This is a genomic window from Xanthomonas euroxanthea (assembly GCF_900476395.1).
Lineage (GTDB): Bacteria > Pseudomonadota > Gammaproteobacteria > Xanthomonadales > Xanthomonadaceae > Xanthomonas > Xanthomonas euroxanthea.
Genome location: NZ_UIHB01000010.1, coordinates 74,195 through 91,968, shown reverse-complemented (window position 1 = coordinate 91,968; position 17,774 = coordinate 74,195). Strand labels below are relative to the sequence as shown.

At 68.0% G+C, this 17,774-nt stretch carries 15 protein-coding genes; 11 read left to right on the top strand and 4 right to left on the bottom strand.

The genetic code is table 11. The features are described 5' to 3' along the window. Positions 1–66 precede the first annotated feature (66 nt). From CPBF1521_RS20430 to CPBF1521_RS20410, 5 genes are all read left to right on the top strand, one after another. The gene (locus CPBF1521_RS20430) at positions 67–384 is read left to right on the top strand and encodes a DUF485 domain-containing protein (RefSeq protein WP_104585619.1); all 318 of its coding nucleotides are present in this window, start codon (positions 67–69) and stop codon (positions 382–384) included. After that, entirely contained in the window at positions 381–2,108 is a 1,728-nt protein-coding gene (locus CPBF1521_RS20425; RefSeq protein WP_104585622.1) for a cation acetate symporter, read from the top strand. The genes CPBF1521_RS20430 and CPBF1521_RS20425 overlap by 4 nt, the downstream gene beginning before the upstream one ends. Before the next feature lie 611 nt (positions 2,109–2,719). Further along, positions 2,720–3,754 carry a glycerophosphodiester phosphodiesterase family protein gene (locus CPBF1521_RS20420; protein ID WP_232087986.1) on the top strand — a complete coding sequence of 345 codons (1,035 nt, stop codon included), beginning with the start codon at positions 2,720–2,722 and terminating at the stop codon, positions 3,752–3,754. Between the two features lie 160 nt (positions 3,755–3,914). Beyond that, positions 3,915–4,712, top strand: coding sequence for a peptidylprolyl isomerase (locus CPBF1521_RS20415; protein ID WP_164740279.1), 798 nt, complete (start codon positions 3,915–3,917; stop codon positions 4,710–4,712). Further along, positions 4,709–5,500, top strand: a complete 792-nt coding sequence (locus CPBF1521_RS20410) for a hypothetical protein (RefSeq protein WP_115678104.1) — start codon at positions 4,709–4,711, stop codon at positions 5,498–5,500. Before CPBF1521_RS20415 ends, CPBF1521_RS20410 begins: the two co-directional genes overlap by 4 nt. Positions 5,501–5,594: 94 nt before the next feature. Here the strand turns inward: CPBF1521_RS20410 and CPBF1521_RS20405 are convergent, their stop codons facing one another. Continuing rightward, a complete protein-coding gene (locus CPBF1521_RS20405) occupies positions 5,595–6,743 on the bottom strand; it encodes an ROK family protein (RefSeq protein WP_115678103.1) in 1,149 nt (382 codons plus the stop codon). Positions 6,744–6,848: 105 nt separating this feature from the next. On the opposite strand from CPBF1521_RS20405, the gene CPBF1521_RS20400 reads away from it, so the two are divergent. From CPBF1521_RS20400 to CPBF1521_RS20385, 4 genes are read left to right on the top strand one after another with little or no spacing between them, the layout of a single operon-like run. Next, positions 6,849–9,506: a TonB-dependent receptor gene (locus tag CPBF1521_RS20400; RefSeq protein WP_181901313.1), complete on the top strand. Its 2,658-nt coding sequence runs from the start codon at positions 6,849–6,851 to the stop codon at positions 9,504–9,506. After that, the gene (locus tag CPBF1521_RS20395; RefSeq protein ID WP_115678101.1) at positions 9,496–10,761 is read left to right on the top strand and encodes a phosphodiester glycosidase family protein; all 1,266 of its coding nucleotides are present in this window, start codon (positions 9,496–9,498) and stop codon (positions 10,759–10,761) included. Before CPBF1521_RS20400 ends, CPBF1521_RS20395 begins: the two co-directional genes overlap by 11 nt. Positions 10,762–10,812: 51 nt before the next feature. Beyond that, positions 10,813–11,592, top strand: a complete 780-nt coding sequence (gene xth, locus CPBF1521_RS20390; protein ID WP_104585636.1) for an exodeoxyribonuclease III — start codon at positions 10,813–10,815, stop codon at positions 11,590–11,592. After that, on the top strand, positions 11,589–12,026 hold the full coding sequence (locus CPBF1521_RS20385) for a GFA family protein (RefSeq protein WP_115678100.1): 438 nt from the start codon (positions 11,589–11,591) through the stop codon (positions 12,024–12,026). Before xth ends, CPBF1521_RS20385 begins: the two co-directional genes overlap by 4 nt. 58 nt (positions 12,027–12,084) lie before the next feature. Here CPBF1521_RS20385 and CPBF1521_RS20380 read toward each other — a convergent pair whose 3' ends face one another. Next, the gene (locus tag CPBF1521_RS20380; RefSeq protein ID WP_016901812.1) at positions 12,085–12,336 is read right to left on the bottom strand and encodes a GlsB/YeaQ/YmgE family stress response membrane protein; all 252 of its coding nucleotides are present in this window, start codon (positions 12,334–12,336) and stop codon (positions 12,085–12,087) included. 126 nt (positions 12,337–12,462) lie between these two features. Between CPBF1521_RS20380 and CPBF1521_RS20375 the strand changes: the two genes are divergently transcribed. After that, positions 12,463–13,059 carry a 4'-phosphopantetheinyl transferase family protein gene (locus tag CPBF1521_RS20375; protein ID WP_115678099.1) on the top strand — a complete coding sequence of 199 codons (597 nt, stop codon included), beginning with the start codon at positions 12,463–12,465 and terminating at the stop codon, positions 13,057–13,059. Between the two features lie 111 nt (positions 13,060–13,170). On the opposite strand, the gene CPBF1521_RS20370 is transcribed toward CPBF1521_RS20375, so the two are convergent. Together CPBF1521_RS20370 and CPBF1521_RS20365 are read right to left on the bottom strand one after the other, a co-directional pair. Continuing rightward, positions 13,171–14,757 (bottom strand): alkaline phosphatase D family protein, encoded by a 1,587-nt coding sequence (locus tag CPBF1521_RS20370; protein ID WP_115678098.1) that lies wholly within the window; start codon positions 14,755–14,757, stop codon positions 13,171–13,173. Positions 14,758–15,021: 264 nt separating this feature from the next. Next, entirely contained in the window at positions 15,022–16,650 is a 1,629-nt protein-coding gene (locus CPBF1521_RS20365; protein ID WP_115678097.1) for an alkaline phosphatase D family protein, read from the bottom strand. Between the two features lie 401 nt (positions 16,651–17,051). On the opposite strand from CPBF1521_RS20365, the gene rsmG reads away from it, so the two are divergent. Beyond that, a complete protein-coding gene (rsmG, locus tag CPBF1521_RS20360) occupies positions 17,052–17,693 on the top strand; it encodes a 16S rRNA (guanine(527)-N(7))-methyltransferase RsmG (protein WP_104585644.1) in 642 nt (213 codons plus the stop codon). Positions 17,694–17,774 lie beyond the last annotated feature (81 nt).

Sequence of the window (17,774 nt, the reverse complement as noted above, 5' to 3'; positions counted from 1 at the left end):
CGCTCCACTGCGGTGGAGCGGGCAAGGCCACCGTCGTTTTACCAGCGCTCTACCAGGAGACAGACAATGACCGTCTCGAATGACGCACTGATCGCCAAGATCGATGCCAATCCGAAGTACCACGCACTCAAGCGCCAGCGCAACACGCTGGGCTGGACCCTCACCGTGCTGATGTTGCTGGCCTATTACGGCTACATCGGCCTGATCGCCTTCGACAAGGAATTCCTCGCCAAGCCGATGGGTGAAGGCGTGACCTCGATCGGGATTCCGATCGCGATCGGGGTGATGGTGTTCACCATCGCCATCACCGCCATCTACGTGCGCCGCGCCAACAACACCTACGACCAGCTGACCGCGCAGATCCTCGAGGACGCCCGCAAATGAGCAAGTATTCGCGTCTTCTCCTGATCCTGGCCGGGCTGCTGCCGGCCGGCATCGCGCTGGCCGCCGGCGGCGACATGGGCCAGGTCGACAAGCAGCCCACCAACTGGGTGGCGATCGGCATGTTCGCCTTCTTCGTGCTGGGCACCTTGTGGATCACCAAGTGGGCGGCGGCCAAGACCAAGTCGGCCTCCGACTTCTACACCGCCGGCGGCGGCATCACCGGCTTCCAGAACGGCCTGGCGATCGCCGGCGACTTCATGTCGGCGGCCTCGTTCCTGGGTATCACCGCCGCGGTGATGGCCAATGGCTACGACGGCCTGATCTATGCGATCGGCTTTCTGGTCGGCTGGCCGATCCTGACCTTCCTGATGGCCGAACGGCTGCGCAACCTCGGCAAGTACACCTTCGCCGACGTGGCCGGCTATCGCTTCGCGCCGACTGCCATCCGCAGCTTTGCCGCGTCGGGCACGCTGGTGGTGGTGCTGTTCTACCTGATCGCACAGATGGTCGGCGCCGGCGCGTTGATCAAGCTGCTGTTCGGGCTGGACTACTGGGTGGCGGTGACCCTGGTCGGCGTGCTGATGATGGTCTACGTGCTGTTCGGCGGCATGACCGCCACCACCTGGGTGCAGATCATCAAGGCGGTGCTGCTGCTGACCGGCGTGACCTTCATGGCCGTGGCGATCATGTGGCACTTCAACTTCAGCTTCGAGGCGCTGTTTGCCGAGGGCGTGCGGGTGAAGACGGCGATCGCGGCCAACGGCGGTGCATCGCCCGAGGACGCGGCCAAGGCGGGCCTGTCGATCATGGGGCCGGGCGGTTTCGTGAAGGATCCGATCTCGGCGATCTCCTTCGGCATGGCGCTGATGTTCGGCACCGCCGGCCTGCCGCATATCCTGATGCGCTTCTTCACCGTTCCCGATGCCAAGCAGGCGCGCAAGTCGGTGCTGTGGGCCACCACCTGGATCGGCTACTTCTACATCCTGATCTTCATCATCGGCTTCGGTGCGATCGCCCTGGTGCTGACCAACCCGCAGTTCGCCGATGTCACCACCGGCACCATCCACGGCGGCAAGGGCGCGGCCAACATGGCGGCGGTGCTGGTCGGCAACGCGGTCGGCGGCAACGTGTTCATGGGCTTCATCTCGGCGGTGGCCTTCGCCACCATCCTGGCGGTGGTCGCAGGCCTGACCCTGTCCGGTGCCTCGGCGGTGTCGCATGACCTGTATGCCACGGTGATCAAGAAGGGCAACCCGGCGCCGGGTTCGGAGCTGAAGGTCTCGCGCGCCACCACCCTGGTGCTGGGCGTGATCGCGGTGCTGCTGGGCATCGTGTTCGAGAAGCAGAACGTGGCCTTCATGGTGTCGCTGGCATTCGCCATCGCCGCCTCGGCCAACTTCCCGGTGCTGATCCTGTCGTTGTTGTGGAAGAACTGCACCACCCGCGGTGCGGTGGTCGGTGGCTTTTTGGGCCTGATCTCCTCGCTGGTGCTGACGGTGCTGTCGCCGTCGGTGTGGGTGGACACGCTGGGCAATGCAGCCGGCTCGGCGCCGTTCCCGTACACCTCGCCGGCACTGTTCTCGATGACCATTGGCTTTGTCGGCATCTGGCTGTTCTCGATCCTGGATCACAGCCCGCAGGCCGCCAACGAACGTGCCGCGTTCAAGGCGCAGCAGATCCGTGCCGAAACCGGTCTGGGTGCCAGCGGCGCGTCGGGTCACTGACGTACAGTCACTGAGCAGTCGCAGAACGCCGGCCTAGTGCCGGCGTTTTGCGTTTTGGCCAAGGCTGGCAGCGGGCAGCGCCTGTGTTGCCACGTCCCTACGATCGTCTTCTGACGCGAAGGGCGGGGGTTATCGGTCGACCGCGCGCACCGCGCCGGTGCCGGCAGCGATCCAGCATCGTGACGACCCGTGCGCACGCCCCATCAGACCTCGGTGCGCTGGCGTCCGACGCGCTGCGCGCGCATGCACGACAGCGCTGCGTCCTCGCGTGGCATCGATGCGATCGCATCGTCCGCTTCGTTTTGCACGCAATGCCTGCGCGATCGCGAACAACCGCAACACCAGCGAAGAAATTAAGTCATCTAGGGTGACTAAATTGGCGCACAAGCCGAACGCTGATCACGCACGGCTTGGCCTCACCCCCGGTATCGACCGGCTGGCGAGTGCGCTGCAAGCGAGTCCGCCGATTGCGTCGACCTGTCGGCTCTCGTCCATCCCTTGCCCTTGCTGCACCTACGAACCGGGACACAGAGACCATGCCGACCACCCTCGTTCCACATCCCCTGGCCCGTGCCTGCCGCCTGCTCGGCGCGCTGGCCGTGCTGGCGGCCATGCCGCAACTTGCTGCGGCATCCTGTGGCAATACTGCCAACAAGATGGCGGAGATCCTCAACGACAAGTTCACCGCCGATACCCTGGTGCTGGCCCACCGCGGCCTGTGGGGCAAATACTCGGGCGATCCAGCGATTCCGGAAAACTCCAGCCGCGCCGTGCTCAATGCCGACGTGCAGTGCATGGACGGCGTCGAGCTGGACGTCAAGGTGACCCAGGACGGCATGCCGGTGCTGAGCCACGACTTCAACCTTGGGCGCACCACCGACGTGTACACCGTCGTCGGGGGTGCCAAGTACAACCCGAGAACCAACCAGGGCGCCAACCCGCTGGTCAGCAGCCTGTCGTTGGCCAACATCAAGCGACTGCACCTGCTCACGCCGGACCGTGGCACCGTCACCGGGTGGGAGATGTACAGCCTGGACGAGTTGTTTGCGTACTGGAAGCGCAACAACATGCAGCTGCCGCTGATCTTCGACGTCAAGTCGGCCGATGGCGTTCGCGCGGTACACACCGCTGCCCTGAAGGCGTTTCCCGATCATCCCGAGCAGGTCGTGGCGATGAAGGTCAACGCCACCTTGTTCCCGCACCCGGCCGCCTTTGTCGGCAACTCCCGGTATGTGCATGCCATCCCGGTCTACACCACCAACATGCTGGCGAAGATCGATGTGCCGGCCAGTCGCGTCGAATGGCAGCGTTATGCCCACACGCTGGAAATCAACGTCAAGCAGGACGATGGCCTGTTGCAGGGCCAGAAGAACGCAGCGCGTGCCGAGGGCAAGCGCATTGCCATCTTTCAGGCCATTCCCGATGGCCCGGGTGCCGGCGAGTTCATCAGCAACAACGGTTCGTGCTGCTACCGATTGTCGCAACTGTATTCCTCGTACCAGGGCAAATCCGATACCGCAGACCACCGCGGCGACATCGGTTTCCTGATGTCGCAGCGGTTCGGGCTGATTACCACCGACGACCCGAAGTCGACCATGCGCACGCTGAAGATCAACGGGCGGCGCATTTCGCATTACGCCCCGTAACGCCTTGACGGCATCCGGTGCGGCCGAGGTTGCCGCACCGGATGGCTGGCAAGCGTCAATCGCCGCTGTTTCGGAGGGAGATGTCATGTCCAGGTCATTCAACGTTTCTGTGGGTCCTGCACGCGCGAGGCGCTGCGTCTTGCTGCTGCTCGCTGCCTGCATGATCACGCAGGCTGCCATTGCGTCGCCGGCAGACGCAGATGCGGGCAAAGAGGCTGCGCCAGCGGAACAGGCACGCCGCGACAATGCGGACAGCGCCGCTGCGTCCATCGAACGCGCGGTCCTGGCCGAACACGCAAGGCGCCAAGGCCTTGCCGATGATCCGCAAACCGCGGCCCTGCTGCGCGAGGCTGCCGACACCGTGCTTGCGCAGGCCGAGCGCGACCACCTGTTGCAGAGCGTGACGGTGTCGCAGGCCGCTATCGCAAGGCGTTTTGCCGAACGGCCGGGCGACTTCGACGAATTCCGGCTCAGCCATGTCTTCATCGCCGAACAGCCCGAGTCGGCGCCGCGGCGCAGTCATCCATTGAGTCAGGCGCAGGCCCTGGAGCGTGCGCAGATGCTGCGCCGTCGTATCGCGCGTGGAGGCGATTTCGCCCGACTGGCCGCCGAGGAATCCGACGATGGTGCCACTGCCGCCGACGGGGGACAGTTGTCGTCGATGTTCGGCCTGTACCTGGACACCCCTTTCGCGGCGCCGGTGCGTGCGCTGGCGGTGGGCGAAGTGTCCGGCCCCGTGCGCGGCCCCGGCGGGTATCACCTGATCCGCCTGGAGGAAAAGCACACCGCCACCCTCGACACCGTGGGCGGGATGATCGAAGCCCAGCTGCGCGAAGAACTGCGCGATCGCGCCATCGCCCAGCTGGTGCGGGACCGCTCTGCGCAGGCGGCGGGTCTGGCGTCCTCGGAGCAGGGCCAGCGCAGCGCCGAGGCGGATGCACCGCGGATCCGGCAATGAGCGGGAATGGCGCGCCGTTCCGATGGCTGCTCCTCGTGCCGCAGGCGCTGGCCTTGTCAGCCTGTGGTACCGGAGCGCGGCAGGACTTCCAGGCTGAAGCGACGCTGCAGGCCAGCGCTGCAGGAACGGGGCGCAGCAGCGCCGCTGCCGCGCCGGGCGCGCTTGCCGCGGCGTCGTATGCGCGCGCGCAGGCCTATCGCCACTGCGCCATGCTTGCCGAAGCGCCGCCGGCGCCGTTCGTTGGCGATGCGGACCCGGCGGAGCCTGGCGCGCGCGCGGCGGTGTCGCAACGCGCACGCGACCATGCTGCCCAGCTGAAGGCGTGCCAGCACGTGGGCGAAGGCGAGTACGCGCAGGTGGACCAACTGCTGCGTCAGGCTGCCGCCGGCGGCAATACCGACGCGCAGCTGGAATTGCTGCGTCGACGCGCCGGCCTGCTGCTGGAGCGCCAACCCGCCATCGCCGAAGACGGCAGGCCGCAACCGCTCTCCCGGTCCGATCGTGCCGAGGCCGAGCAGGTGCTGGCCGACCTGGAGACGATGGCGATGCAGGGCAACCGGGCGGCGATGCCGGTGCTGGATCAGTTCGTGTCCTCGCCGCTGCTGGCGAGCGCCGAGCCGCTGTACGGCGATGCCTGGCGACTGGTGGCCCAGCAGCCGTTCGGACATCCGCTGCCACCTGCCGCCCCGCTGCGCGGCGAGGAGATGTTCGAGGAGATGGATGCCGCCACCGAGCAGCAGGTGGTGATGCTTGCACGGGAGCTGCATGCCAGCTGCTGCGCGCGCTGACGCAGCCTCCGCGCCGGGCAGGCTGCCGTAGCGCCAGCGGCAGGGCGAAGACGCATGGCGTGCACGGCAGGCGGCGTCGCTGCCGGCGCGCGCACTAACGGAAGTAGCGCGCCTTCAGCGGCAGCGTGGCTGCCCCGATCGCGCAGGCGTCGGCCGGTGCCTCGGCCGGCAGCAGCACTGGCATCGGCCTGGCCTGGCCGCGGCGCGGCAGGTTGTCGATCTGCACGGCGGCGATCAGGCGCCGGGCCAGGTCGGCCGGCAGGCGGCCGCCGAACACGATCGCTTCCGGGTCGCACACCGCAGTGATCGCCGAGACGATCAACGACACCCCCGGCGCACTGCGCGCGATCCAGCGTTCGATCGCCGGCCAGCGCGGGTCGTAGGCGGCCAGCAGGCTGCGTACATCGGCAAACACCACGCCGTCGGCGGCCAGCAGTTCGCGCAGCAATTCCAGCGTGGCGCGTTCGAGCTTCTGCGCCGGCAGCATGCCGGCGAATTCACCCGCATTGCCGCGCGCACCGCGCATGACCTGGCCGTCGATGACCAGGCCACCACCGAACCCGTAGCTGAGATAGAGATAGGCAAAATCGCGGTGGCGACGGCCCACGCCCAGCATCGCTTCGCCGGCGGCGGCCACGCTGCCGTCGTTGTCCATCCACACCGGCTGCGCGCAGGCCTGCGCCAGCCAGGGCGCCAACGCGAACTCGCCAAGCGCACGCAGCGGTTCGGGCGGATTGATGCGCCCGTCCTCCCCGGTGAAAAACCCGCTCATCGCCAGCCCGATGCCCAGCCGCGGCCCCGCCGCGTGCTCCAGGCCTGCCAGCAGCGCCGCATCGCCGGCCTGCAGCTGCAGCAACACCGCATCCGCACTGCGTGCGTCCAGCGGCAGCTCGCTGACCGCCAGCACCTGGCCGGTGAAATCCACCAGCGCCAGGGTCAGCGCATCGGTGGCGATGGACACGCCCAGGGTGTGGCCGTGCGCCGGATTCAACGACACCGCCACCCCCGGCTTGCCGCGCCCGGCACGTGCCACGCCGCTGCCCATGTGGACCATGCCGCGCGCCTGCAGGCCTTCGATCAGGCGCACCGCCGTCTGCACGGTCAGCCCGGTGCCGCGGCTGAGGTCGGCGCGGGTGAGCACGCCGGCCAGGCGCAGGCGGTCGAGCATGTCGCGCTCATTGCGGCTCAGGACGGGGAAATGCGGCGAATGCGGCGGCAATGCGACAGCAGCAGTGGACGGCATGGCGAGCGGTGGCACGGGGGACGCGCCAGTCTACCCGCTTCGGCTGAAATAATTAATTCACAGTAAGTTATTAAATTGGCGGCCTCTGCCATCTGCGGTCATCCCATGTCACGTTTGCGTACCCGCCCATGTCCCCGCCTCGGCCTGCTGGCCCTGTGCGTGAACGCCAGCCTGGGCGCCCATGCCGCCGCGCCGGCCAGCGACACCACCCCGGTGCAGCTGGACGCGGTGCAGGTCTCCGGCCAGCACCTGTCGATCCGCCAGGCGATCGGCGCCAAGCGCGAGGCCGCCGTGGTGTCCGACGGCGTGGCCGCCGACGATATCGGCTCGATCCCCGACTTCGGCCTGGGCGAGGCCCTGCAGCGGGTGCCGGGCGTGTCGATGGTGGTCAACAACGGCCGCGGCGAGGCGCAGTTCATGAGCCTGCGCGGCTTCAACCCCGACTACAACAACGTGCTGATCGACGGGGTGGCGCTGCCGTCCACCGAAACCAGCCGGCGCGTGCAATCGCTGGACGTGATCCCCGCCTCGCTGGCGCAGCAGGTGGACATCTACAAGAGCTTCAACGCCGACATGGACAGCAATGCCATCGGCGGCATCGCCGCGCTGCGCACGCGCAGCGCCTTCGATCACGACGGCCGCTTTGCCACCGTGCGCGCCAACCTGGCCGACTGGGAAAACCGCCGGCAGCTGCAGGGCAGCACCCCATCGGGCCAGGTGCAGGGCAGTTTCAGCGACACCTTCGGGCCGGACCAGCGCTTCGGCGTGGTGCTGTCTGCCGATTACTTCCGGCGCGATTCGGCGTCGTTGAATACCGCCATCGACAGCTACAGCTATTACTCCAACGGTGTGCGACAGACCCTCACGCCCGGTCTGGATCCGGACGGCCTGGCGATCGCACCGGACCGCTTTCGCCCGCTCAGCTACGACAACCTGCGCCAGCGCCGCAGCGTGTTCGGCAAGCTCGAATACGACGACGGCCAGGACGTGAGGCTGGCCTTCAGCGCCGGCACCTTCGAGCACGGCAACGACGAGCAGCGGCGCTCGCAGTGGATCAACCGCGTCGGCAATGCCACGATCACCGACGCCCGCAACGGCCGCTACGCGCAGGGCAGCGCGCAGGTGGATGCCAACCATTTCGACCAGACCCGCACACTGCGCTATGCGCAACTGGGCGGCAGCTTCCGGCTCAATCCGGAAGGGCATGTAGACGCATTGCTCAACCGCGCCACCGGCAAGTACCGGCAGGACACCCGCGAGGACGTGTTCAGCGCCGCCGCTTCCCCGCGGCTGGGCTTTGCGTATGCGCTCGGCGACGACACGCGCCCGCGCATCGCCCCGGTCGACCCGGGGTACTACGGCAACGCGGCCAGCTACACCCAGCAGTATTTCTTGACCCGCGTGGAAAAGAGCAGCACCGACACGACGACGTTCAAGCTGGACTACAGCCAGAACGCCGATGCCGATGCGCGCGGCTGGGGCTTTCGTGGCGGCCTGCAGTACCGCGACCTGCAGCAGCGCTACAACCTGGATGAAGCCCGCCGCAATCCGGCCGGCCGCGTGAGCCTGGCGACGATCGGCACCGACGATGCGCGCATCTGCCCCTACGCCGAAGTGGGCTGCCTGTTGTTGATCGATCCGGCAAGGGTCGCCGCGTTCGCTGCCGCCTCGCCAGGCGCCTACGTGCCGGCCAGCACCAATGCCCGCAACAGCGCGATCAGCGATTTCGGCATCGACGAGCGCAGTGGCGCCGCCTATGTCATGGGCACCTGGCATGGCGAGCGCACGCTGGCCACGGTCGGCCTGCGCAACGAATACCTGCAGCGCGCCGTACGCAGCGCGCTGCCGCAGCCCTTGAACAGCACCAGCAACTACGTGCAGCAATCGGCCGACAGCGACCGCCGCTTCCTGCTGCCTTCGGCGAACCTGGCCTGGGACATCACCCCGGCAGTGAAACTGCGCGTGGCCGGCAGCCGCACCATCGGTCTGCCCACCTATGCCGACATCGGCCAGAACAGCAGCCCGGTGGTCGATGCCACCGGCTTGACCATCAATCGCAGCATCGCCAACCCGCTGCTAAGCCCCCGTCGCGCCGACAACCTGGACCTGTCGCTGGAATGGTACCCGGACCGCGATTCACAGCTGTCGCTGGCACTGTTCCACAAGCGCATCGGCGATGAAATCGTGCGCCTGACCAGCACCGACACCCAGCGCGACCCCGGCGGCCTGGTCGGCAGCTATCAGGTCACCACCACCCAGGCGATCAATACCGGCGATGCGCAGGTGCAGGGCATCGAATTGACCGCCATCGACACACGCTTCGATTTCCTGCCCGGCGCCTGGTCCAACCTGGGCGCGATGTTCAACGCGACCCTGCTCGACCCGCGTACCGCCGATGTGCAGATGGCCGACGGCACGCGCCGCGCGCTGCCCGGTCTGATGGAATCGCCCAGGCGCAGCGCCAATGCCTCGCTGCTGTACGACATCGGCCGGTTCAGTGCGCGCGTCAGCGCCAACTACACCGGCCAGCAGCTGCTTTCGGCCGCCACCGACAACCGCGTCAACGACCGCTATTACGACGCGATCACTAGTTACGACGCGCAGCTGGCCTGGAACTTCAGCAAGCAACTGCGCCTGACCGTGCAGGGCCGCAATCTCGCCAACGCGCGGCTGACGCGGGTGATCGGTGCCGACCGACAACTGATGCGCGAGCAGCTCGACAACGGCCGCGCCTATTACCTGGGAGTGGACTATGCGTTCTGATCGCCGCGGCGCATCGGCGCCATTGCTGGCAGTGCTGGCAGTGCTGGCAACACTGGCTGGCAGCGCCAGTGCCGACGATGCCGCAACTCCATCGGCAGCCACGCCCTTCGTGCCGATGGAGACCCTCGTCAGCGGCGACTGCTGGGGCCAATGGCCGGACGATGTGCTGGCGGCGGCGAGCCGCTGCAAACCGGCCGAACACAATCGCATCGCCTTGCAGGTACCAGACGATGCCGATGGCCCGGCACGCGTCGGCATCGATGCCAGTGCCTGCCGCGGCGCGCGCTGCGCCGGCCTGGCGCAGGTGCTGCAGGCCGCGCCCACCCAACGGCTGCTGCTGCGCACGCCACCTGCACGCATCGACGCGGTGCTGGCCGCCTTGGATCAGGCCCATGCACGCGAACGCGTCAGCATCGAACCGCTGGTGCAGCCAGTGCCGGCGCCTGGCGCGCCGATCACGCTGGCGCCGGGCATCCGCTACTGGCGGCAGGCAATGCGCGCACCGCAACCGGTGATGTTGCATATCGCCGAGATCGATCTTGCCACCCCCGGGCTGCAACTGGTCGGCACCCCTGGCGAGCGCAGCGGGGGCGGCGAGTTTCAGGCCAAGCCGACCACCGCGTTCGTGCGCGACCACGGCCTGGCGCTGGCGATCAATGCCGATTACTTCCTGCCGTTCGAGGGCGGGCAGTTGTTCGACAAGGCGTTCGTGCCGGCGGCAGGGCAGGGCGTCACTGCCGAGGGCCTGGCGATCGACGCGGGGCATCTGGATTCGGCCGCCGCCACCAGCGATGCACGCGTCAATGCGGCGTTGTGCGTGAGCGCGCGCAATGCGGTCAGCATCGTGCATGGCAGCTGCCCGCCGGGCACCCGCCTGGGGGTGGGGGCCGGCCCGCTGCTGCTGCGCGCCGGCAAGCGCCAGCGGCGCGAGGCCAGCCGCGCCGAGTATTACGACGGCCCCGAGCCGCGCAGCGCGCTGGGACTGGATCGCGCGCGCAGGACGCTGTGGATGGTGGTCGCCGACGGCCGCCAGCCGGGCTATAGCGCCGGCATCACCCTGGACGCGCTGACCACGGTGCTGCAGCAGCTTGGCGCCACGTCCGCCATCAACCTGGACGGCGGCGGCTCCAGCACACTGGCCGCGCGGGTGGACGGGCGCGTGCGCGCACTCAATCGCCCCATCCACACCGGCATCCCGGGGCGCGAACGCCCGGTCGCCAACCAGCTCGGGGTACGCATCGCGCCATGGCCCTGAGCGCACGCGGGCGGCGCGGTACCATTGGCGGTTTGAACCACGGTCCGCGCCATGAAGATTGCCTCCTGGAACGTCAACTCGCTCAACGTGCGCCTGCCGCACCTGCAACAGTGGCTGGCGGACTTCGCGCCGGACGTCGTGGGCATCCAGGAAACCAAGCTGGAAGACCACAAATTCCCGGATGCGGCCCTGGCCGCGCTGGGCTACCGCAGCGTGTTCTGCGGGCAGAAGACCTACAACGGCGTGGCGATCCTGTCGCGCTCGCCGGCACTGGAGGTGCAGATGGGCATCCCCGGCTTCGATGACGTGCAGCAGCGTGTGATCGCCGCCACCGTCGATGGCGTGCGCATCATCAATCTGTATGTGGTCAACGGCCAGGACGTGGGCACCGACAAGTACGCCTACAAACTGCGCTGGCTTGAGGCGGTGCACGACTGGATCGCGCAGGAACTGCAACGCCACCCGCAGCTGGTGGTGCTGGGCGACTTCAACATCGCCCCGGATGCGCGCGACGTCTACGCGCCGGAAGTGTGGAGCGACAACCACATCCTCACCTCCACCGCCGAGCGCGGCGCCCTCAACAAGCTGCTGGCGCTGGGCCTGCACGATGCGTTTCGCCAGCATCACGACGATGCCGGCCATTTCAGCTGGTGGGATTACCGCCAGGCCGCCTACCGCCGCAACCTGGGGCTGCGCATCGACCTGACCCTGGTGTCGGATGCGTTGCGCGCCCGCGCGGTGGAAGCGGGCATCGATCGCGAACCACGCACCTGGGAGCGCCCCAGCGACCACGCGCCGGCCTGGGTGCGGCTTGCCGAGGCCAGCGCATGAGCGAGCGGCATCTGCGGCGTAGCACGCACAAGGTTGGCGAGGTCACGCTCGGGGCGGTGCACCGGCTGAGCTGTCACTGCGGCGCGGTGCAGATCGATCTGGACCTGCCGCACGGGCTGCTCGATCCGCGCCGTTGCGATTGTTCGATGTGCCGCCGCCGCGGCGCCATCGTCGCCTCGGTCACGCTCGATGGCCTGCATGTGTTGCAGGGCGAAGACGTGCTGCGGCTGTATCAGTTCAACACGCATACCGCGGCGCATTATTTCTGCGGCGTGTGCGGGATCTATACGCATCACCGGCGGCGCTCCAACCCCAACGAATACGGCTATAACGTCGGTTGCCTGGAAGGCGTCAATCCGTATGCGCTGAACATCACCGTGCCGGTGGAAGACGGGGTTCACCATCCGGCCGATCGGGTTGCGGTCGATGGCTGAAACGGCAACGCCCGGGCAAGCCCGGGCGTTGGTTTCTGCAGCGTTGCGTGTACGTCGTTTAACGCACGCGGCCACGTGTAAACAGGTTGACGATTGCCAGCAGGATTACCGCACCCACCAGCGACCACACGAAGGTCCACAGGGTGATGGCCTGATTGATGCCGCCACCGAACAGGAAACCGGCAATCAGCGCGCCGACGATGCCGACCACGATATTGAGGATGATGCCTTGCTGCGCATCGCGACGCATGATGATGCTGGCCAGCCAACCCACGATGCCGCCGACGATCAACCAGATGATGATGCCCATGTTGCCGAACTCCTCATTCGATTGCACCGGAAGTAGTGCATGGGCGCCATTCAACGCAGACAGGCGTGAAGTGACTGTCGAGCGCGATCACACGCCGCCGCGGGCGTTGTGTTTGGTGCATGCAGCGTGACAGCGTACGCGAGCTGGCACATCGGACCGGTGCAACTGTGGCTGCGTCCGCACCGGCATGGCGAGCGCGGCGAGCCACAGGCGCGCGAGTTGCTGGGCCAGGCGCTGGCGTTGGAACCTGCCCGGGTACCGCTGCTGCGTGACGCGCGCGGGCGCCCGTCGCTGCAACCGGCCTTGCCCGATTGGGACGCCGGCTGGAGCCATAGTGGCGATTATCTGTTGGTCGGCCTGGGCAACCGCGTGCGGCTGGGCGTGGACCTGGAACGCATCCGCGCGCGCCCGCGGCTGCTGGAGATCGCGCAGCGATTCTTCCATGCCGATGAAATCGCACTGCTGGCCGGGCTGGAGCCGGACGCGCAACAGGCGCTGTTTTTCCGCCTGTGGTGCGCCAAGGAAGCGCTGCTCAAGGCGTACGGGCATGGTCTGTCGTTCGGCCTGCATCGGCTCGCCTACGCGGTGGCACCCGACGGCGCATTGCAGTTGCAATGGTGCGACCCGGCGCTGGGCCAGGCCGCACACTGGCGGTTGCACGAGTGGTGGGCGGCGCCGGACTGCCGCGCCGCACTGGCGTTCCATCCATTGCCGGCCGACTAGGCGCGGCGATCAACGCACTGCATCTCTGCACCGCAGCGCCAGCGCGTTGTCTTGATCGGGCTGCAGCACGTGCAGACCGTGGATCTGTGCCGTGGCGGCCCGACCACTGTCTCAGGCAGGTTCCGGCCACGCCGCGGCATGCGGCAGGATCGGCTGACGGAACTGCGCCACCCCGTCCAGATCGCGCAAGGTCACCGTCAGCACGCCGGTGCGTGCATCGATCTCCACTTCGCCAAAGAATTGAAATCCTGCCAGCGGCGACAGGTTCGGCGCCGGCGGGGCTTTCTGGAAGATCACTGTCGGCCCGAACGTGGCATCGAGGGCATTGGGGCCGAAGCTGCCGGCATTGAGCGGGCCGGCCACGAATTCCCAGAACGGCTCGAACTGCTGGAACGCCGCGCGGTCCGGGTGGTAGTAATGCGCCGCGCAATAATGCACATCGGCGGTCAGCCACAGCGTGTTGCGAATGCGCGCTGTGCTGATGAAACGCAGCAGCGTGGCGATCTCCTGTTCGCGCCCACGCGGCACGCCCGGATCGCCGTTGGCGACCGCCTCCCAGCGCGCGCGGCCCGCTGCGTCCTGCCCATCGGGGACCTGCAGGCCGATCGGCATGTCGGCGGCGATCACCTTCCATTGCGCGCGTGAACCGGCCAGTTCGCGCTGCAGCCAGGTCAGTTGCTGCGTGCCGAGAAATGCCGCGTCCGCGCCCGGCTGCGGTTGCAGGTTGTCGCTGTTGGCGCCGCGATAGCTGCGCATGTCCAGCACGAACACATCCAGTAGCGGGCCGTAACTGATCTTGCGGTAGATGCGACCGTCGCCATCGGCACGCACGCCGCGCATCGGTGCGTATTCCAGGAATGCCTGGCGCGCACGATCGGCCAGCATCCGGATATCGCGCACCTGATAGCGCGCGTCCAGCTGCTTGCCGGGCGACCAGTTGTTGGTGGTTTCGTGATCGTCCCATTGCCAGAGTTGTGCGACCTCGGCATTGAAGCGGCGCACATGCTCATCGAGCAGGTTGTAGCGGTAATTGCCGCGGAATTCGTCCAGCGTTTCGGCCACCTTGCTCTTGGCCGCGGTGGTGAGGTTGCGCCAGCGCCTGCCTTCTTCGACGACCAGCTCGGCCGGGACGGGGCCGTCGGCATAGATGGTGTCGCCGCTGTGCAGGAAGAAGTCCGGGTTGCGCTCGCGCATCGCGCTGTAGATGCGCATGCCGCCGATGTCCGGATTGATGCCGAAGCCCTGGCCGACGGTGTCGCCGCTCCAGACAAAGCGCACATCGCCACGCGCCTGCGGCGCACTGCGCAGATGGCCATGCACCGGCGCGCTCAAGGCGCCGTTGTCGGCATCTTCGAAACGCACCCGGTAGAAGATGTCCTGATCGCGCGGCAACGCGCACAGATCCACCCGCGCAGTGAAATCGTGCGCCGGCAAGGCCACCGGCCCATCCACGCGACGCGCCTGCCGCAGGCTCGGGCGCGTATCCCATTCCACCCGTAGCCGCGCCGGCCGGTCGCAGCGGCTCCACAGCATGGCCCGGCCATCCACGACATCGCCGCTCTGCACTCCATCGGTGATCAGCGGCCGCCCGGACGGCGCAGCCAGGCTGCGCGTGGACCAAGCGGCAGTGGCCGGCAGCAACAAACCGGCACCCAAACCTTGCAACACGCGGCGGCGGGCGGGATCGGCGGTGGGCATGGCATCCTCGATGCGTCTGGCAGCGGGCATCCAGATATAGCGCCGCTGTCTTACCGGGGCGTGTCCATGGCGCTGCATGACGCAGCAGGCCAGGCGACGATGGAGGCCGTCACCTCGTTGCGCAGCACGCAGGTGATGGGGTGCGTGACAAGGGCGCGGAATGGCGGTTCACGCGTGCTGCCGCTGTCGTGGAAGCTCGGCGCAGGGCTGCCGTGGCGGATGGGTGGCGCATGCCGTTGCCATGCTCCGCAGCACACCGCAGGCTCATGCCTCCACTGCGCCGGCCTTGCCGTCTTCGACCACGAAGCGTTTCAACGTCGAGACCGTTGCATCGCGGTCGCGGCGGTCGGAGATGCCTTGCAGGCGGGTTTCCATCCGCCCTGGCGTCAGCGTCACCGAGACATAGCCGCGGGTTTCGCCTTCGGCGTAGTGCACATGCGGATTGAGCGCCATGGTGGCGTGCAGTTCGGCGTTGCTCTGGCCGTCGGAGGTGATCGAGGTGCCGACGAATTCGGTGGCCAGCGTCGCCGAGTCCGGGTCGGCCGGATCTTTCTTCAGATCGTTCACCCAGTACGAGTGGATGTCGCCGCCCCAGAACACCGGATTGCGCAACCGCATGGTGGCGATCGCCTCGAGCATGCGGGTGCGCGTGGCCGGGTAGCCGTCCCAGCCGTCGGTCCAGTGGCCGAATACGCCGTCGCGGCCATGCTGGTTCAGGGGTGCCACCAGCAGATCCTGCGCGATCACGTTCCAGCGCGCCGGCGATCGTGCGAAGGCGCCATGCAGCCAGCGCTCCTGTTCCCAGCCGAGCATGCTGCGGCGTGGGTCGGTGCGTTCGCGGCAGCTGGCGTCCACCACGTGGCCGCCGCGCCAGCCGTTGGCCTGCGGGCAGGGTTGTTCGCTGCGGTACTGGCGCCCATCGAGCACGTAGAAGCGCGCCAGCTGGCCGTAGTCCAGCGCCCGGTAGATGCGCATGTTGGCGCCATGCGGGCGGCTGGCTGCGCGCAGCGGGAAGTGTTCGTAAAAGGCGCGGTAGGCGGCCGCGCGCCGGGCCAGGAAGCTGTCGACCGCAATCGAAGGGTCCTGCGACCAGCGATTGGCGTAATCGTTCTGCACCTCGTGGTCGTCCCAGGTCGCCACGCAGGCGCTGCCGGCGTGCAGCGCCTGCAGGTCGGGGTCGGTGCGGTACAACGCGTAGCGGTTGCGGTAGCCGGCCAGATCCAGGCACTCGCCGCTGCCGTGCGGGCGCACGATCTTCTTCGCCGCCTCGCCGCGGTTGCTGTATTCGTAGATGTAATCGCCGAGGAAGAACACCAGGTCCGGCTGTTCGGCGGCCAGGTGGCGGTAGGCGCTGAAATAGCCCTGCTCCCAGTGCGAACACGACACAAAGCCCAGTCGCGCCGCATCCGGCAACTGGTGCGGCGCCGGCAAGGTGCGCGCGCTGCCGACGGGGCTACGCGCGCCCAGCGCCTGGAAGCAGTACCAGTACGGGCGATCGGCGGCCAGGCCGGCCAGCTCCACATGCACCGCATGGCCCCAGGCCGGGCTGGCCACGGTCTGCCCCTGGCGCACGATGCGGCGCATGCCCGGGTCGCTGGCCACCTGCCAGCGCACCTGCACCGGGGCGCTCAATCCACCGCGTCCATCCGGCTCCAGCGGGCGCGGCGCCAGCCGGGTCCAGATGACGAAGCCGTCGGCCAGCGGGTCGCCGGCGGCCACGCCCAGGGTGAACGGGTCCGGGCTGCCGCCGGCACGCGCGAACGGGCTGAGCAGTCCGGCGGCCGCCAGCCCGGCGCCAGCGATGAGAATACGGCGCCGGCTGTGATCCACGGCGGCAGGGGCGTCGTCGGGGCCGGGCAGGGGCGATGCGGAGGATGGGGCGATCAAGGACATGGACACAACACGCAATCAGGCGGACGCGACCATGGTGCGACGGGCGGATGTCCGTTCGATGGCAGCGGCACTGCGGTGGCTGCCGGCGCAGGCTCGCACGCACCATCGACCATCGACCATCGACCATCTACCGATGGCAGATGGCAGATGGCAGATGGCAGATGGCAGACGGCAGATGACGGACACGGGGCGTGCCACCGCGGCGGTTGATCCTGCCCACAGGGATGCGCATGCGCCGGTGCAGCCGCCTCTGGCGTGGCTGCAGGCCCCGCGGCATCGCCAGACCTGGAGATGTGTGCTGGGCAGGTTCAAGTACGCCAGCTTCCTGCCCACGCGCCGCGTATCGCCACCATGCGCGGTACGCGTGCACCTGCACGCCGGCCAGCTGCGATAATCGCGGCATGAACGATGCCGCACTTGCCCCCGATGTAGCCGCCGCACTGGCGCATGGCCTGCAGGCCCAATCCCTGGATGCGGACTTTGCCGCGCCGTTGTTGCGCTATCTGACGCTGCTGGTGCGTTGGAACAAGACCTACAACCTCACCGCCGTGCGCGACCCGCGCGAGATGGTCACCCGCCATCTGCTCGATTCGCTGGCCATGCAGCCCTACATCGCCAGCGGCACCTTGGCCGACCTGGGCACTGGCCCCGGCCTGCCCGGCATCCCGCTGGCGATCACCCGCCCGCAGCTGCAGGTCACCCTGGTGGAAAGCAACGGCAAGAAGGCGCGCTTCATGCGCGAGGCGCTGCGCCAGCTGGCGCTGGGCAACGCACGCGTGGCCGAGTCGCGCGCCGAAGCGCTGGACGAACCGGCCGCCTACGACCACCTCACCGCGCGGGCGCTGGATACGCTGGCCGGCATCATTGAGGTCGGCGGTCACCTGCTGCGCCCCGGCGGCAGCCTGCTGGCGATGAAGGGCATCTATCCGCACGACGAGATCGCCGCGCTGCCCCCCGGCTGGACGCTGGCCGAGGTGCATCCGCTGCAGGTGCCCGGCCTGGAGGGCGAGCGGCATCTGGTGGTGGTGCGCAAGGCAGGCTGAAACGGCCGGCCCGTCCGGCCGCGCGCATTCGTCCCCCAATCCCCGCGCTGGGACTTCCGGCCCATGGCAGCTGCCGCCCGG

What these genes read in the sequence shown, in the direction of transcription:
- CPBF1521_RS20430 (WP_104585619.1), top strand. Translation starts at nt 67, where the DNA reads ATGACCGTCTCGAATGACGCACTGATCGCCAAGATCGATGCCAATCCG.
- CPBF1521_RS20425 (WP_104585622.1), top strand. Translation starts at nt 381, where the DNA reads ATGAGCAAGTATTCGCGTCTTCTCCTGATCCTGGCCGGGCTGCTGCCG.
- CPBF1521_RS20420 (WP_232087986.1), top strand. Translation starts at nt 2,720, where the DNA reads ATGCCGCAACTTGCTGCGGCATCCTGTGGCAATACTGCCAACAAGATG.
- CPBF1521_RS20415 (WP_164740279.1), top strand. Translation starts at nt 3,915, where the DNA reads ATGATCACGCAGGCTGCCATTGCGTCGCCGGCAGACGCAGATGCGGGC.
- CPBF1521_RS20410 (WP_115678104.1), top strand. Translation starts at nt 4,709, where the DNA reads ATGAGCGGGAATGGCGCGCCGTTCCGATGGCTGCTCCTCGTGCCGCAG.
- CPBF1521_RS20405 (WP_115678103.1), bottom strand. Translation starts at nt 6,743, where the DNA reads ATGCCGTCCACTGCTGCTGTCGCATTGCCGCCGCATTCGCCGCATTTC.
- CPBF1521_RS20400 (WP_181901313.1), top strand. Translation starts at nt 6,849, where the DNA reads ATGTCACGTTTGCGTACCCGCCCATGTCCCCGCCTCGGCCTGCTGGCC.
- CPBF1521_RS20395 (WP_115678101.1), top strand. Translation starts at nt 9,496, where the DNA reads ATGCGTTCTGATCGCCGCGGCGCATCGGCGCCATTGCTGGCAGTGCTG.
- xth (WP_104585636.1), top strand. Translation starts at nt 10,813, where the DNA reads ATGAAGATTGCCTCCTGGAACGTCAACTCGCTCAACGTGCGCCTGCCG.
- CPBF1521_RS20385 (WP_115678100.1), top strand. Translation starts at nt 11,589, where the DNA reads ATGAGCGAGCGGCATCTGCGGCGTAGCACGCACAAGGTTGGCGAGGTC.
- CPBF1521_RS20380 (WP_016901812.1), bottom strand. Translation starts at nt 12,336, where the DNA reads ATGGGCATCATCATCTGGTTGATCGTCGGCGGCATCGTGGGTTGGCTG.
- CPBF1521_RS20370 (WP_115678098.1), bottom strand. Translation starts at nt 14,757, where the DNA reads ATGCCCACCGCCGATCCCGCCCGCCGCCGCGTGTTGCAAGGTTTGGGT.
- CPBF1521_RS20365 (WP_115678097.1), bottom strand. Translation starts at nt 16,650, where the DNA reads ATGTCCTTGATCGCCCCATCCTCCGCATCGCCCCTGCCCGGCCCCGAC.
- rsmG (WP_104585644.1), top strand. Translation starts at nt 17,052, where the DNA reads ATGAACGATGCCGCACTTGCCCCCGATGTAGCCGCCGCACTGGCGCAT.